Source organism: Kribbella deserti (genome assembly GCF_042434725.1).
GTDB classification, from domain to species: Bacteria; Actinomycetota; Actinomycetes; order Propionibacteriales; family Kribbellaceae; genus Kribbella; species Kribbella deserti.
The window spans coordinates 73267-88430 of record NZ_JBHLTC010000036.1 but is presented as its reverse complement, the minus strand read 5'-3'; the positions used below and the strand labels follow the sequence as shown (position 1 = coordinate 88430).

The 15164-nt window shown below is 68.9% G+C and carries 13 protein-coding genes; 4 read left to right on the top strand and 9 right to left on the bottom strand.

All coding sequences use genetic code 11. The features are described 5' to 3' along the window. Positions 1-369: 369 nt before the first annotated feature. Positions 370-858 (bottom strand): MarR family winged helix-turn-helix transcriptional regulator, encoded by a 489-nt coding sequence (locus ACFFGN_RS27210; protein ID WP_380052956.1) that lies wholly within the window; start codon positions 856-858, stop codon positions 370-372. Between the two features lie 92 nt (positions 859-950). On the opposite strand from ACFFGN_RS27210, the gene ACFFGN_RS27205 reads away from it, so the two are divergent. After that, entirely contained in the window at positions 951-1778 is an 828-nt protein-coding gene (locus ACFFGN_RS27205; protein ID WP_380052954.1) for a methyltransferase domain-containing protein, read from the top strand. Beyond that, positions 1775-2122, top strand: coding sequence for a VOC family protein (locus ACFFGN_RS27200; RefSeq protein ID WP_380052952.1), 348 nt, complete (start codon positions 1775-1777; stop codon positions 2120-2122). Before ACFFGN_RS27205 ends, ACFFGN_RS27200 begins: the two co-directional genes overlap by 4 nt. 82 nt (positions 2123-2204) lie before the next feature. On the opposite strand, the gene ACFFGN_RS27195 is transcribed toward ACFFGN_RS27200, so the two are convergent. The 7 genes from ACFFGN_RS27195 to ACFFGN_RS27165 form a co-directional block, all read right to left on the bottom strand. Further along, a complete protein-coding gene (locus ACFFGN_RS27195; protein ID WP_380052950.1) occupies positions 2205-4664 on the bottom strand; it encodes an ABC transporter permease in 2460 nt (819 codons plus the stop codon). A gap of 2 nt (positions 4665-4666) precedes the next feature. Continuing rightward, on the bottom strand, positions 4667-5437 hold the full coding sequence (locus ACFFGN_RS27190) for an ABC transporter ATP-binding protein (protein ID WP_380052948.1): 771 nt from the start codon (positions 5435-5437) through the stop codon (positions 4667-4669). A gap of 170 nt (positions 5438-5607) precedes the next feature. Next, on the bottom strand, positions 5608-6291 hold the full coding sequence (locus tag ACFFGN_RS27185) for a response regulator (RefSeq protein ID WP_380052946.1): 684 nt from the start codon (positions 6289-6291) through the stop codon (positions 5608-5610). Continuing rightward, entirely contained in the window at positions 6288-7472 is a 1185-nt protein-coding gene (locus ACFFGN_RS27180) for a sensor histidine kinase (protein WP_380052944.1), read from the bottom strand. Before ACFFGN_RS27180 ends, ACFFGN_RS27185 begins: the two co-directional genes overlap by 4 nt. A 103-nt stretch (positions 7473-7575) precedes the next feature. Then, on the bottom strand, positions 7576-8217 hold the full coding sequence (locus ACFFGN_RS27175; RefSeq protein WP_380052942.1) for a TetR/AcrR family transcriptional regulator: 642 nt from the start codon (positions 8215-8217) through the stop codon (positions 7576-7578). Between the two features lie 77 nt (positions 8218-8294). Then, positions 8295-9290, bottom strand: coding sequence for an acyl-CoA desaturase (locus ACFFGN_RS27170; RefSeq protein ID WP_380052940.1), 996 nt, complete (start codon positions 9288-9290; stop codon positions 8295-8297). 1132 nt (positions 9291-10422) lie between these two features. Beyond that, a complete protein-coding gene (locus ACFFGN_RS27165) occupies positions 10423-10995 on the bottom strand; it encodes a DinB family protein (protein ID WP_380052938.1) in 573 nt (190 codons plus the stop codon). Positions 10996-11060: 65 nt separating this feature from the next. Here ACFFGN_RS27165 and ACFFGN_RS27160 point away from each other — a divergent pair, with 65 nt between their 5' ends. Further along, entirely contained in the window at positions 11061-11354 is a 294-nt protein-coding gene (locus ACFFGN_RS27160) for a hypothetical protein (protein ID WP_380052936.1), read from the top strand. A gap of 18 nt (positions 11355-11372) precedes the next feature. Here ACFFGN_RS27160 and ACFFGN_RS27155 read toward each other — a convergent pair whose 3' ends face one another. Further along, positions 11373-13994: a substrate-binding domain-containing protein gene (locus ACFFGN_RS27155; protein WP_380052934.1), complete on the bottom strand. Its 2622-nt coding sequence runs from the start codon at positions 13992-13994 to the stop codon at positions 11373-11375. Between ACFFGN_RS27155 and ACFFGN_RS27150 the strand changes: the two genes are divergently transcribed. Further along, the gene (locus ACFFGN_RS27150) at positions 13945-15111 is read left to right on the top strand and encodes a LacI family DNA-binding transcriptional regulator (RefSeq protein ID WP_380052932.1); all 1167 of its coding nucleotides are present in this window, start codon (positions 13945-13947) and stop codon (positions 15109-15111) included. The genes ACFFGN_RS27155 and ACFFGN_RS27150 overlap by 50 nt on opposite strands. Positions 15112-15164: the final 53 nt, after the last annotated feature.

The window sequence follows — 15164 nt, the reverse complement described above, 5'->3', positions numbered from 1 at the left end:
GAGCGTGGGAATGGGCTGGACGTGCGAAACGGTCCGCCGGATGTCCTCTACACCCGGCGGACCGTTTGTGCGGATCCGCGACGTACCTTCCCATCCCCTGTCGTTGGGAGGGTGCGTCGCGAACCCAGGGTCGGGCGGTCCCCTGACCGGCCGGTGTTGTCCGAGCCCCGAGCCCCGGACAGAACCAGCCGCTTTCGGCGGACCACCTCATTCCGCCGAAGCTTCGAGTACCGATTCGGACTGTAGTCATTCGCTCACCGGGTGTCGATGGGGTCCGGCTACAGCGCCTTTTCGATCTCGTTGCAACTAGCAACGATCGATGGCACCACAAAGTGACGCGCTGTCTTTTCAGATATATCTGATCAGAGTTCAGGCGTCGAACGGGCGCACGAGCTCGCGCAATACGCGCGCGATCCGGGCCTGATCGCGCTCGCTGATCGAGCCGAGCAGGGCCCGTTCGTGCGCGAGCAGATTGGCCATCGCGGCGTCGACCGAATCGCGGCCGGCGTCGGTCAGCTGGACCAGTACGCCGCGCCGGTCGGCCGGATCCGGCAGGCGTTCGACCAACCCGCGGGCGGCCAGTCGGTCGACCCGGTTCGTCATCGTGCCGGAGGTCACCAGGGTCTCCTTGAGCAGTCGCCCCGGTGACAGCTGGTACGGCGAACCGGCTCGCCGCAGCGCCGCGAGCACGTCGAACTCCCACGACTCCAGGCCGTAGGACTCGAAGGCCTGGCTGCGGGCGCGATCCAGGTGGCGCGCCAGCCGGGAGACCCGGGACAGCACCTCCATCGGCGCGACATCGAGATCGGGCCGCTCCCGGCGCCAGGCCTCGATCAGCCGGTCGACCTCGTCTTTCATGGGTCGAGCCTATGTCATCAAGACTCTTGACATCAAGACAACTCCCGGATCAAGATATCTTGACATCAAGAGACTTACGTCAGGAGACGACGATGCCCACCTCGCCGGTGTGGAATCCCCAGCAATACGGCAAGTACGCCGATCAGCGCGGCCGTCCGTTCGCCGATCTGCTGTCCCGGGTCCGGGCCGAATCCCCCGCGACCGTGGTCGATCTCGGCTGCGGCCCGGGCAATCTCACGGCCACTCTGGCGGACCGCTGGCCGGAGGCGTCGGTGCACGGGGTCGACAGCTCGGCCGAGATGATCGCGGCGGCCGCTGAGGTCGAAGGCGGGTCACTGACCTTCGAGGTGGCGGATCTGCGCGAGTGGATCCAGCGCACGCCGGGTGGCTCGGTGGACGTGATCGTGTCCAACGCGACCTTGCAGTGGCTGCCGGACCAACTCGACCTCCTGCCTTCACTGGTCGAGCGGCTGCGCCCGGGCGGTTGGCTCGCGATCCAGATCCCCGGCAATCACGACGCGCCTTCGCACGAGATCCTGCGCGAGCTCGCGAACACCGCGCCGTACGCCGAATTCGCCGCGCCCAACGCCGTACGGGGCAACTTGCCCGAACCCGCGGACTACCTGCGCGTGCTGACTTCGGCCGGGTGCGAGGTCGACGCGTGGGAAACGACGTACAGCCACGTGCTGCAAGGGGAGAACGCCGTACTCGAGTGGGTGAAGGGCACGGGCGCCCGCCCGGTACTGCAGTCCCTGCCGGAAGGCTTACGGGTGAACTTCGAGCGCGAGTACGGCGAACGTCTCTCGCGGGCCTATCCCCGCCAGGCTTTCGGCACGGTCTTGCCGTTCCGCCGGGTCTTCGCCGTCGCCCAAAAGCCGGGCGAGCCACAAAGCATCGGAGTCGAGGGAGCTACGCGGTGAAGCTTGACCATGTGCAGGTGTCGTGCCCGCCTGGTGGTGAAGAGATCGCGCGGGCGTTCTATCGCGACGCGCTCGGCATGACCGAACTGGAGAAGCCGCCGGTTCTCGCGGCGCGTGGCGGCTGCTGGTTCCGCCGGGGTGAGGCGGAGATCCACGTCGGCGTCGAGGCGGACTTCCGCCCGGCCCGCAAGGCGCATCCCGCGTTCGCCGTCGACGATCTCGACGAGTGCGCGAAGGTCCTTGCCGACAAGGGATTCCCGGTCACCTGGGACAACGAGTCGATCCCGGGCCGCCGCCGGTTCCACACCGCCGACGGTCACGGCAACCGCGTCGAGATCGTCTGACCCACTCCGCCCGACAAGCCGGAAACGCCGGAGATCCGAGGTGGCACGAACGGGCGCCACCTCGGACCGCCGGGTGATCTGGTTACTCGGTGGCGAGTGCGCCCGCGGGTGCGACCTTGGCCGCCCGGCGGGCCGGGAGGACCGAGGCGAGTAGGCCCGCGGCCGCGGCAACCAGGGCGATCGTGACCAGCAGCCCGACCGGAGCGGCGTACTGCACCGCCTTGGTCTGGTTGCCCATCAGCGCGGCCGTACCGGCCCAGCCGTAGACCAGGCCGAGACCGACTCCCAGGCCTGCGGCGACCAAGGCCATCAGCAGCGACTCGATCGCCAGCATGCCGCGCAACTGACGCCGGGTCAGGCCGAGCGCGCGGAGTAGCGCGTTCTCCCTGGTCCGTTCGAGCACCGACAGGCTGAGGGTGTTACCGACACCGACCAGGGCGATCAGTACGGACACCCCGAGCAGTGAGACCCCGACGGCCAGCAAGACGTCGAACACCTTGGTGTAGAAACTGCGCTCGGCCAGGCCACCCATCACGCCGAGGTTGCGCACGCTGGGAATCGACTGCTCGACGTCCCGGACCACCTGCGAGCCGTCGACCCGGTCGTTCGCGTCGAGCCAGAACCCGGTGACCGGCGCAGCCGGAGCCAGCTTCTGCAGGTCGGACGAGCTGAGCACCACCGGGTCGAACCCGTCCGCCTGCTGAGCCTCGACCTTCAGCGACTTGCCGCCCTTCTTCAGGGTCAGCGCCGCGCCATCGTTGAGGCCGAGCATCCTCATCGTCTGCCGGTCGAGCAGGGCGACACCGGGCTTGAGCTGGCCGATTTCGATGCCGCGGGCAACGGATTTGGCGCCGGCCGGATCGATCCCGGTGGTGTAGAGCTCGAACGAACCGCTGTTCAGCAGCACCTGCCGCACCGCAACGGTCTTGTCGATGCCCTGAATCTGCTGCAGCTGCGCCTGGGCGTTGGCCGGCAGCTTCTCGCTGGTGCTCACGATCAGGTCGACCGGGAACTCGTCGTCCATCGCGTAGTCGAACGTCTTCTCCACCGAGCCGATACCCACGCAGGTGAGGCTGATCAAGGTCACGCCGATCAGCAGCGCCGAGGTGGTCGCGGCCGTACGGCGCGGGTTGCGGACCGCGTTACCGACCGCGATCCGGCCGGGCACTCCACCCGTGCGCAGCGGCAGCACACCGACCACCTTGATCAGGGCCGGGACCAGCAGCGAGCCGATCATCAGCACGCCGGCGAAGGAGAGCACGCCACCGGCCACGCCGACCAGGACCTGGACCGCGGTGGCGCCGCGATACAGCAGAAGCCCGCCGAGCGCGATCAACAGGAAGCCGAAGGTCAACCGGACCTTGCCCTTTTTCGTCGCGGCCACGGGAGAGGTGTCCGGACGAAGCGCGGCCAGCGGGGCAACGCGAGTGGCTCGCCGGGCCGGCACGATCGCCGCGCACACGGTGGCGATCAGGCCGAGCAGGAACGGAACCACCAGGCTGATCGGATCGGCGTACAGGTCGATCTTCGGAATGCCCCAGTCGAACCGGACGGCCAGGGCCAGACCGACGGCGGCCAGCAGCAGGCCGAACGCCACACCGATGGCCGAGGCCACCGCGCCGACGATGCCGGCCTCGCTGAGCACGCTACGAAACACCTGGCGGCGGGAGGCCCCGACGCAGCGCAGCAGCGCCATCTCCCGGGTGCGCTGGGCGATCAGGATGGTGAAGGTGTTGGCGATCACCAGACAGGCGACGAACAACGAGATCAGGGCGAACATGCCGAAGACGCCGCCGAGTACGTCGATACCGTTGGTGACGCTCTTGATCTCCAGCTCGATGAACTCGGCACCGGTGAAGACCTGCTGGCCCGCGCTGAGCTTCGCGCTGATGGCAGACGTCAGGGCTTCGGGCGTGACTCCGCTCTTCGCGGCGATCAGCAGCCGGTCGTACGACGTGCCCGGGGACCACTTCAGGACCGCGGACCGGATCGCGACGGCACTGGCCTCACCGAAGGAGTTGGTGTCGTCGATGATCCCGACGACCGTGACCGGGTAGAGCTGGTTCTTGGTCTCGTTGGTGCTGACCAGGGTGAGCTTCGAGCCGATCGGCAGCTCGCGCTTGTCGGCCGTTCCCGCGGGAATGGCGATCTCGCTCGCGGACCTCGGCAGCCGGCCGTCCTTCACCTTCGGACCGGGCAGGCGGGGCTCGTTGGCCAGCGCGGCCACCGGGAAGTAGCTGGGCCGGACGTCGCCCTTCCAGGTGGTTTCCAGGTAGGCGGTGGTGGCGCCGATGGCGACCTCGGTCTGCGGCAACGCGCGGATGGCGGCCAGTTCCTTGTCGAGCAGGGGCTCACCCTGCGAACGGACGACGGCGTCAACGCCCTTGTACTGCGCGCCGATCGTCTCGTCGACACCGTGCGAGGCGGACGACCGGACGGTCAGGGCCAGCGTGGCGAAACCGACGCCGAGCACGATCGCCAGGCAGGCGGCGACCAGGCGCCCGAGGTGGGCGCGCAGCGAGTTGAGCACGGAGCGGCGCACGATCAGGCCCCCAGCCTGCGCAGCGCGTCCAGCACGGATTCCGGCGTCGGCTGATCCAGTTCACCGGCGAGCTTGCCGTCCGCGAGCATCACCACCCGATCGGCGTACGACGCGGCGAGCGGGTCGTGCGTCACCATCACGACGGTCTGCCCGAACTCGCGCACCGAACGCCGCAGGAAGCCGAGCACCTCCGCGCCCGAACGGGAGTCCAGGTTGCCGGTCGGCTCGTCGGCGAACACGACCTCGGGCCGTCCGACCAGCGCGCGGGCCACCGCGACCCGCTGCTGCTGGCCACCGGACAGCTCCGACGGCCGATGCGTCAGCCGGTCACTCAGGCCGAGCACCTCGATCAGGGTGTCGAGCCACTGCGCGTCGGGTTTGCGGCTGCCCAGCTCGAGCGGCAGCAGGATGTTGTCCTTGGCGGTCAGCATCGGCAGCAGGTTGAACGACTGGAAGACGAACCCGATCCGGTCGCGGCGGATCTTGGTCAGCTCCGCGTCCGGCATACCGGTCAGCTCGGTCTCACCGAGCAGCACCTGGCCCGAGGTCGGCGTGTCCAGACCGGCGAGGCAGTGCATCAGCGTGGACTTGCCCGAACCCGAGGGGCCCATGATCGCGGTGAACCGGCCGACACCGAAGTCGACCGAAACACCGTCGAGGGCCGCCACGGCGGTATCACCCTCGCCGTACACCTTGCGCAGCTCGTGGGCACGGATGGCGGCGCGGTGGCCGGTGGCGGGAGCCTGCGACACGGTAGTCGCGGGGATCGTCATGGTTCTCCTTGGAAACACGGGCGGCGAGTTCGTCTCACCGCGCTACCAAGAAACCTATGAAGATCCGCCGCCCGCGTCGTCGGACCACGGACCGCACTCGGCGTACGACCCAGGTCGTACGCCGGCCTGCGCCAGGTCAGCCCAGGGTCTGGTGATCCGGCCGGACGCGGTCAGCCGTTCGGCTTGACCAGGCCCGTTTCGTAGCCGAGCACCACCAGCGCGACGCGGTCCCGAAGGCCTGTTTTGGCGAGGATCCGGCCGATGTGGGTCTTGACCGTTGCCTCGGACAACGTGAACAGCTCGGCGATCTCGCCGTTGGACCGGCCACGGGCCACCTCGACCAGGACCTCCCGCTCGCGGGCGGTGAGATCGGCCAGATCGGGCCGTTCGCCGTCGGCGTCGGGCAGCTGGCCCGCGAAGTGCTCAAGCAGGCGGCGCGTCGTACTGGGGGAGACGACGGCGTCACCCGAGTGCACCTGGCGAATGGCCGAAAGCAGGTCGGCGGGCGGGGTGTTCTTCAGCAGGAAGCCCGCGGCGCCGGCCTTGATCGCGGCGAACGCATACTCGTCGAGATCGAAGGTGGTCAGCACGATCACCCTGGGGGCCGAAGGCAACGATTGCAGCTGGCGGGTCGCCTCGACGCCGTCCAGCCGGGGCATGCGCACGTCCATCAGTACGACATCGCAAGCGGTCACGCTCAGCAGTTCGACCGCCTGGCCGCCGTCACCGGCCTGACCGACAACCCGCATATCGGCCTGGGAATCCACCAGCATCGTGAATCCGGCCCGGACCAGCTCCTGGTCGTCGACCAGGAATACGCGGATCACGCCGTCTTCGGATGGTGCTGTGGTCACTGGGTGCCTCCAGTCGGCAAGTCGTACGGGAGCCGGGCGATCACCTCGTAACCACCACCGGCTCGTGGTCCGGCATTGACCGTACCGCCCGAGATCGAGGCGCGTTGCCGCATCCCGACCAGACCGTGGCCCGGGTCGTTGCTCGACGCGGCGGCGGCACCGCGCCCGTCGTCGGTCACCACCACCGTCAGCATCTCCCGCCCGTACTCCAGATCGACGGAGGTATGAGCCCCTGGGCCGGCGTGTTTGAGCGTGTTGGTCAGGCCCTCCTGGACGATCCGGTACGCCGTGAGGCCGAGCAGCGCGGGCAGATCCCGCGGCGTGCCACGAACCTGGTAGTCGACCGTCAGGCCGGCGTTGCGCACGTTCTCGATCAGCTCGGGCAGTTGCGAAACGCCTGGCTGCGGGCGTGGTTGATCCGGGTCGAGCTCGGGCTGGCTGTCCTGCTTGAGCAGGCCGAGCATCTTGCGCATCTCGGTCAGCGAGGCCCGGCCGGTATCGCCGATGGTGGCGAGTGCCTTCTTGGCTTGATCCGGATTGGCGTCGGCCGCGTACAGACCGCCGTCCGCCTGCACGATCATGATCGACAACCCGTGCGCGACGACGTCGTGGATCTCACGGGCGATCCGGGTCCGCTCGTTCGACACGGCGAGCTTGGACTCCCGGTCGCGATCACGCTCGAGCTGGGCCGCTCGTTCCTCCAGCTGGGCGACGTACAACGCTCTGGTACGCCGTCGTTCGCCGATGGCCCAGACGCCGAAGACCAGCGCGCCGAAGGCGAACAACATGGTGAACTGCTGGCGCCAGTCGGACTCCGTGTAGTACCGGCTGACCGCCATCAGTACGCCGCACATGCCGACACCGAGTGCGAGGCGGCTCTGCTTGACGTTGCCGTAGACGGCGATCGCGTAGAGCGTCACGAGTAGGCCGACGTTGCCGAACATCAGGTCGATGCCGGCCAGCCACTGCAGCACCGCCGTACCCGAGCAGATCGCGAAGACCTGGGCGGGGTGGGTCCGGCGGAACAGCAGCGGCCCGAGCATGCCCAGGCTGATGACGCCCGCGAGCCCCGCCTGCGCCATCGAGAAGATCACCCCGAAGAAGGTGAGCCCGCCGGCCAGGACAAGGTCGAACGCCATGTCCCGGCGGCTGGTCCAGCGCGCCTCCACGATCCCCGTCATGCCGGTCAGGGTACGGCGCGGCGACGGCCCGAACGTCATTCCCCGGGTGGATGTCGCCGTACTACCAGGGTCTTTCCGTACGATCTGGACCCGGCCGATCGGACTACTTGTGCGGCCGGGTGGAGAGCGTGGGTTTGGCCTCCAGGCCGGCCAGGCCGTTCCAGGCGAGGTTGACCAGGTGGGCCGCGACGTCGACCTTCTTCGGCTTGCGGACGTCGAGCCACCACTGGCCGGTCAGCGCGACCATGCCGACCAGCATCTGCGCGTACATCGGGGCGTTCTTCGGGTCCAGCCCGCGGCGCTTGAACTCCTCCGCGAGGATGTGCTCGACCCGGGTGGCGACGTCACTGAGGATCGAGATGAACGACCCGGTGGCGGAACCGACCGGCGAGTCCCGCACCAGGATGCGGAAGCCGTCCGACGAATTCTCTATGTAGTCCAGCAGCGCCAGCGCGGCCTGTTCGACCAGCTCGTGCGCGCGCCCGGCGGTGAGGGAGACCGTGACGGTGTCGAGCAGGCTGCGCACCTCGCGGTCCACGACAACGGCGTACAGGCCTTCCTTGCCGCCGAAGTGCTCGTAGACCACCGGCTTGGAGACCTCCGCGCGGGCGGCGATCTCCTCGACCGAGGTGGCCTCGAACCCCTTCTCGGCGAACAGGGCCCGGGCGATGGTGATGAGCTGTTCGCGACGCTCGGCGCTGGTCATCCGCACCCGGGTCGACCGGCGCGGCTTGGCTTCCGTCACGGCTTCATCACAGCAAAGGTCTCCCGGGTCATCACGTCAGCATCATGCCGCACCCCGGGTCGAGGTGTGGGATGTTTTCAGGCTCCGGCCGACACGCGACGCGCCTCGAGACGTTCCTTGACCGGCCAGCGCACATCCGTGACCCAGCCCATCTTCTCGAAGAACCAGATCGTCCGGGCCGAGGTGTCGAGCTGGCCCTTCAGTACGCCGTGCCGCGCGCAGGTCGGGTCGGAGTGGTGCAGGTTGTGCCAGGACTCGCCCTGGCTCAGGATTGCGAGCCACCAGACGTTGCCCGACTTGTCCCGGCTCTTGAACGGCCGGGCGCCGATGGTGTGGCAGATCGAGTTGATCGACCAGGTCACGTGGTGCAGCAGGGCGATCCGGACCAGCGAACCCCAGAAGAAGGCCGTCAGCGCGCCCTCGATCGACCAGGACCACAGGCCGCCGATGACCGCGGGCAGCAGCAACGACACCAGCACCAGCGCGGGGAACATCCGCGACACCCGGACGACGTCCTTGTCCCGGAGCAGGTCCGGCGCGTACTGCCGCTGCGGGGTCTGCTCGGTGTCGAACAGCCAGCCGATGTGCGCGTGCAGGAAGCCCTTGGTCAGGGCGCCGAGCGACGTGCCGTACTTCCACGGGCTGTGCGGATCGCCGTCGCGATCGGAGAACTTGTGGTGCTTGCGGTGATCCGCCACCCAGCGCACCACCGGGCCCTCGATCGCCAGCGAGCCGGCGATGGCCAGCACGTACTTGAGCGGGCGGTTCGGCTTGAACGACTTGTGCGTGAAGTAGCGGTGGAAGCCGATCGAGATGCCGTGACCGGAGATCGTGTAGAAGACCACCGCGATCACGATGTCGCGCCAGCCGAGGAATCCGCCCCAGGCCACCGGCACGGCGGCGAGCACGGCGAGGAAGGGAATGCCGATGAACAGCCCGAGCGCGAGCTGCTCCCAGATGTGTTTGCGCTCGCCTCCCATGGTGCCGGTGCCGGCGTCGAAAGCTTCGGTGGAAGCGGAGTTCTGGTCGGCGCGGGTAGGCGCCTCGGGCGTAGCGACGGCGGGTGGCGTCATGTCGGTATCCCTCACTGGAGGCTGCACTTACCTACGCCACCGTAACCTACGGTCCCGTAGGTTCCGCAACCCCTGGGCGTGTCCAGAACCCGGTTCATGGCAGAATCTCCGCCGACGCCTGTCCTACCCGGAACGGCGTCGGTCCCCTGTGGGGTAATCGGCAGCCCGCGAGACTTTGAATCTCGAAGATCTGGATCGAAACCAGGCGGGGGAGCAAGACAAAACCCCGGTTCGGGAGTACCCGAACCGGGGTTTTGCTAATGGATTTGCCAACACCTCACCCTGCGGACCTTCCTCCCACAGCCCGACGCGACCACGCCGCCACCTGTGGAAACCCCGGCCACGGTCGGACCCGAGGTGCGGCCCGCCGGTGGAAACCTCTCCCGCGGTCGGACCCGAAATGCGAGCGGTGCCATTCGTGTCCTGCCGCGAGTCATGCATTGCCCTGGCGTGCGGTCCGTTCCGGCCTGAAATCGGGTGGTGGCCGTGGACTCCGGTGTCGCTGTGGTTCGTTTGGGCCGTCCTGCGGGTGGTCGCGTCGGTGTTCAGTGGGGCTGCCGGGTTGTTGGGCCGCTACCCGGTTGCAGCCGGGTAGCCGGTACAAAACCCGGCAGCCGGCTCGCGGAAAGCCGGTAGCCGCGCTGAAACCCGGTAGCCGGGCCCGGGGGAAGCCGCGCGGTGGGGTGGTGGCCGAGGGGCTTGCGCGAGTGGTCGCGTGCGCGCACCTGTGCCGGGCCGGGCTGGTCTGGTGCCGACGGCAGGGTCGTCTTGGTGAGTCCACTCGACATTTTCAGGACCGAAGAACGTCCGGTGGACTCACCAAGCACTGCCATCAACCGCATCGTGCGGCGCGGCACGCTGCTTCGCAGCCAAGGGGCACGTCCCGCCGACGGCAGTGCATCGTGTCCTGGCAGGGGAAGTCGCATCCATCTTCGGACCAGTGGTCGCGTCTGCACGCGACCACTCTGTAGGCGCGGCTAGCCGTATTCCGCGTCCGACCGTGGCCGGGGTATCCACAGGGGTCTGCACTTCGGGTCCGACCGTGGGAGGGGTTTCCACAGGCGGCCGTACTCGGCGTTCGGGCTGGGCAGGGCGTGAGCGCGCGGGCGGCGGCAGGGCGGGGGTGTGGTGGTTAGGGAGAACGGGACGAGGGGTGGAAGTGGTTGGCTGCCGCTCGGATGGTGGTGTGGCGGTCGTGCCAGAAATCGGCCGGCTCGGTGTTGCGGGTTTGGGCGTCAGTTAGTTCGCGGATGATGTCGGCGTGGCCCGCGTGTTGGGCGGTTTCCGCGACCATTCGGATGAGGAGTACGCCCAAGGTCGTCTCCTGAGCGCCCTCGGCCCAGTGGGCGACGTGGCCCGGGCTGTCCAGGTCGAGCTCGGCGACCGTGCGATCGGAATGTGCGCAGGCCCGGCGGTAGACCCCGATGATGTAGTCGCTCGACTCGTCCGGGGTGGCCCACATGTCGATCTCGTCGTACGGGTTGTCGCGGAACCACGACGGCCGTTCGATCGGGGGACGGCCGAACGAAGTACCGAGGTAGCCGTACTCCAGACCGGCCAGGTGCTTGACCAGGCCGAGCAGGTTGGTGCCGGTCGGAGTGGCTGGGCGGCGGCGGTCGTACTCCGATAGCCTGTCCAGTTTGGCGAGCACCACCGCCCGGCTGCCCTGCAGGACCTTCAACAGTTCGGCTTTGAGGTCGGTCATCGTCGGACCCTAGCGATCGACGACCTCACCGCGTTGCACAATCTGTGGGACTTGAGGAGGCGGGGATGGCGGCTCAGCGGCCGGTGGAGATCGAGCTACGGCGGTCGGGGTTCACCGACTGGTTCGGCGACGGTATTGCGGAACCGGCCGGCCTGTTGTTGCTGCCGATCGTGTTCTTCGGTAACTGGCTGACGAACCTGCTGGTCTTCCGTGGTGGGTGGACGCTGCACGTGATCGTTCGCGGCAGCGGGATCGGCAAGAGCCATCGCAAGTTCCGCTATCGCAGCAAGGCGGCCGCCCTCGCCGACAAGGAGAACCAGCGCCAACTCGCGATCGCCCGCCAGCACACCGGCGACTGACTCCGCACCCGTCGACCCCTAAGAGTGGGTCTGGGCGCGGAGCAGGGCGATGTCGGCGCCGCGGAGGGCGTCATCGGCGTTCTTGAAGCGCTGGATGCTCGGCAGTACGCCGACCGCGATGCCCATTTCCGGTTCGGACATCGCGCTCGCGAGCAGTTCCTCCACCCGGGCCGGATCCGCCCGCACGTCGTCGAGCAGTACGCCGAACTCGTCCTGCCGCAACCTCGCCGCCGAATCGCCTTCGCGTAACGCGAGACGCAGGCGCCGTACCACCTCACGCCGTACGTCGGCCTCGGCCGCTTCGTCGCCGGGCGCCTCGGCCACTCGCAGCAGTACCACCGCGCAGTCGTACTCCCGTGCCCGGCGGGTTCGTTTGAGGGCGGCGCCCAGCCGGTCGAGGAAGAGCATCCGGGTGACCAGGCCGGTTTCGGGATCGCGGAGGGCGTTGCGGCGCAGCGCGAGTTCCTGCTCCTTGCGTTCGGTCATGTCGACGAGCGCGCCGACCAGCCGGGCCGGACAGCCTGCGTCGTCGAGAACCGTCACCGCGCGGCACATCATCCACCGGTAGTCGCCCGACGACGTACGAACCCGGTGCTCGAGCTCCAGCGGCGTCCGGGCCCCGCCGAGCTGCGCCGCGATCGAGGCGGACAGGTCCAGGCGATCGTCGGGATGGACCCGGTCGAGCCACTCCGAGGGCGACGAACCGATCTCGTGTTCCTCGTAGCCGAGGGTCTGCTTCCACCGGGGCGAGTAGTAGACCGTGCCGGCGGAGACATCCCAGTCCCAGGTGCCGTCCTGGGCCGCCATCGACGCGAGCGCGTACCGTTCCTCGCTTGCCCGGATGGTGTCCGCCAGCGCGCGTTCGCGGCCCGCGGCCTCCTCCAACGCGCGGCGCTGATCGCGCAGCGAGGCCATCAGACGTTCCTGATCGAGCGCGACGGCCAGCAGAGCCGCCCAGTGGTTGTACTTGTCGCGGCCGCTGGTCATCCGGGTGTCGACGTTGCCGTCGATGGCGAGCAGTCCCCAGTCGCTGCCGCCGGACGTGACCGGAAGGACCAGCGTGAGCTGGCTGCTGCCGGGTGTCCCGCCGCGGGTCAGTGCCGCGGGCGGAAACTGGCTCGCGGGCGTACGTAGTCCGATCAGGCGGGACAGTGCTCCGGAGCTGTCGTCGACGCCGACGATCTCCACCTGCCGGTCGCCGGGGGAGTGGCCGACCCACAACCCCAGGCAGGCCGCGCCGCGTCCATCTCTCGGCAGCCAGGTCAGTGCGCGCGGGCTCGGGCCTTTGCCACGAAGGAGATCCATGTCGACCTCGTACTGGTCGGCGATGGTCCGTTCCAGGTAGCCGCTGCGCGCGAGCATCGGCCGGGTGCAGCCTTTGGTCAACGCCAGCAGGATTTCCGTGCCGGTGCGTTGCAGCGCCGCGGCCCGATCAGATCCGGCCGGAACGGTGTCGATCAGCTCGCGCTCGAGTTCGCGAACAGCGGCGATGAGTTGTTCGAGGGTTTCCGGATGCGGTCGTCGATCGTAGGTCAGATCGGCCAGCCGGCTGAGGGCCGCACCAGACGGAAGCGCGCCGTGTTCGGTCGCCGCGATCATCGGATCGAGTACGGCGTGCACCCACCGCCCGCGGGCGTCGCCCTCAGTCCTGCGGTGGGTATCGGTGCCCAGTGAAGGCGCGCCGAATCCGGTATCGGCCAGCCGTTGCAGCCGGGATCCCGCCGGAGTTGGACTCCGGCCAGGCGTATCGCCGGAGATCGCGCCACAGCCGCAGGACTCCCGGATCACCAGCGTCGAAGGCGCGCGATGTACGCCGTCGGTCACTTCCCGTCCACGCAGGCGGGCCAGCAGCAACTCGACCGCGAGCCTGCCCAGCCGGTCGTTGTGCGGGTCGACGGTTGAGAGCCGGGGCAGCAGCCGGGCGCCGCTGTCGGTGTGATCGAACCCGATGACGGCCTGATCCCGCGGCAGGACGAGCCCGGCGGTTCGCAGCGCGCGCAGGAAACCGATGGCGTTGCGGTCCGTCGCGGCGATGGTCGCGGTGGTCGGGATCCCCTTGCCGAGGAATCGCGTGGCCGCGTCGGCACCCGCCTGTTCGTGGTTGTCGACGGTCTCGTGGAACCAGGCCGCCGCCGGCACGATCCCGTGGTCCGCGAGCGTCGAACGGTAGGCCTCGTAGCGTTCGCGGATGTCCCGTTGCGAGGGATTGCCGACGAACCCGATCCGGGTATGACCGTGGTCCAGCAGGTGCAGTACCGCCGCGCGCACCCCGCCCGCGTTGTCCGGTACCACCACCGGCGCGGGCAGGCTGGTCTCGTCCTCGCTGACCATCACGACCGGACGGCCCCACGCCTGGACCGACGCGAGCCGGTCGTGCCTTACCGCCTTGACGATGACGATGATGCCGTCGACCGCGCCGAGCGCCACCGGCACCTCGAGCAACGGTTCGTCGGGATAGCGCTCGCGGTCGAGGCCGGCCGGATAGGTCTGTACGGCGACCACCCGGTGGCCGGCGTCGCGCGCGGCCCGGGAGGCCCCGGCGATCAGTGCGCCGAAGTAGAACCCACCGACCACCGGCGCGAGCACGCCGATGGTGCGCCGCGCGCTTGATGCCGCAGAACCACGCCGGGTCGTACTCATCGCACTCCTCGTCAGGTTGCCTGAGCTGAGCCGATGCGCCACAGCGCCTCGGACGACACACTTGGTCATTGTGGTGCCACCGCCAGCCGCCAGTCCTGGATCACCCGCGCGCCGTCCTACGATCGCGGACGTTGCCCGGGCCGCAGGTGTGTCCACCGCCGTCGTCTCGTACGCCTTCAACGGCAGGCCGGGTGTCTCCGCGGCCACCCGCGAACGGGTGCTGAGGATCGCGGCGGAGTACCGCTGGCGTCCGAGTGCGGCCGCGCGGTCGATGCACACGGGACCGCGCGCGATCGGCCTGGTCGTCACCACCGAAGCCGGAGGTACGGCGCAGGCCGCCGCGTTCTTCGACTTCGTCACCGCCACGCAGGCCGTTGTCGCCGAGCACGGCTACGCGTTGGTATTGCACGTGGTCGATTCCGCCGAGGCCGCGGTCACGACGTACCAGCAGTGGTGGGCCGAACGCCGGTTCGACGTGATGATCGTGACGGACGTGCTGACGCAGGATCCACGGGTCGACGCGCTTCGGCGGATGCGCGCGCCGGCCGTCGTACTCGGGCCGCCGGATGTCGCGCAAGGGCTGGCCTCGGTCTCGTTCGACGAGCAGGAGGGATATGCCCGGGTGGCGGCGTACCTGGTGGGGCTGGGACATCGCGAGGTCGCGGCGGTCACGGCTCCGGCGGGATTGCACCGCACCCGGCTGCGCCTGGACGTACTCGCGCGTGCACTCGATGACGTCGGCGGCACGCTGACTCCGATGGCGACCAACGCCAGCGCGGAAGGGGCCGCCGCCGCCACCCGGCGCCTGCTCACCGCGCCGATGCCGCCGTCGTGCATCGTGTACGACGGGGATCAGCCGGCGGTCGCGGCGCTCGACGTGGCCCGGCGCCTCGGCCTCGAAGTGCCGTGGGACCTGTCGATCCTCGCGGCGGGCGATTCCGCGCTTTGCCGCCTGGCCACGCCGTCGATCACCGCACTGCCGATTCCGCTGACCGAGCTCGGAACCGCCGTCGGTCGCGCCGTACTGGCGGTGCTCGACGGGCAGCCCGAGCTGAGCCGCGTCGTACCGATCGGCAGTCTCGCCGTGCGCGGCAGTACCGGTCCGCACGCGCGCTGATCGGGCCTGACATCAGGTCACGATGCGGTAACGCGCCGTCTTCTTAATCGCTT

Excerpts from the sequence above, each read along its gene's own strand:
- ACFFGN_RS27210 (WP_380052956.1), bottom strand. The coding sequence starts at position 858 with ATGAAAGACGAGGTCGACCGGCTGATCGAGGCCTGGCGCCGGGAGCGG.
- ACFFGN_RS27205 (WP_380052954.1), top strand. The coding sequence starts at position 951 with ATGCCCACCTCGCCGGTGTGGAATCCCCAGCAATACGGCAAGTACGCC.
- ACFFGN_RS27190 (WP_380052948.1), bottom strand. The coding sequence starts at position 5,437 with ATGACGATCCCCGCGACTACCGTGTCGCAGGCTCCCGCCACCGGCCAC.
- ACFFGN_RS27180 (WP_380052944.1), bottom strand. The coding sequence starts at position 7,472 with ATGACGGGGATCGTGGAGGCGCGCTGGACCAGCCGCCGGGACATGGCG.
- ACFFGN_RS27170 (WP_380052940.1), bottom strand. The coding sequence starts at position 9,290 with ATGACGCCACCCGCCGTCGCTACGCCCGAGGCGCCTACCCGCGCCGAC.
- ACFFGN_RS27165 (WP_380052938.1), bottom strand. The coding sequence starts at position 10,995 with ATGACCGACCTCAAAGCCGAACTGTTGAAGGTCCTGCAGGGCAGCCGG.
- ACFFGN_RS27160 (WP_380052936.1), top strand. The coding sequence starts at position 11,061 with ATGGCGGCTCAGCGGCCGGTGGAGATCGAGCTACGGCGGTCGGGGTTC.
- ACFFGN_RS27150 (WP_380052932.1), top strand. The coding sequence starts at position 13,945 with ATGGTGCGCCGCGCGCTTGATGCCGCAGAACCACGCCGGGTCGTACTC.
- ACFFGN_RS27155 (WP_380052934.1), bottom strand. The coding sequence starts at position 13,994 with ATGAGTACGACCCGGCGTGGTTCTGCGGCATCAAGCGCGCGGCGCACC.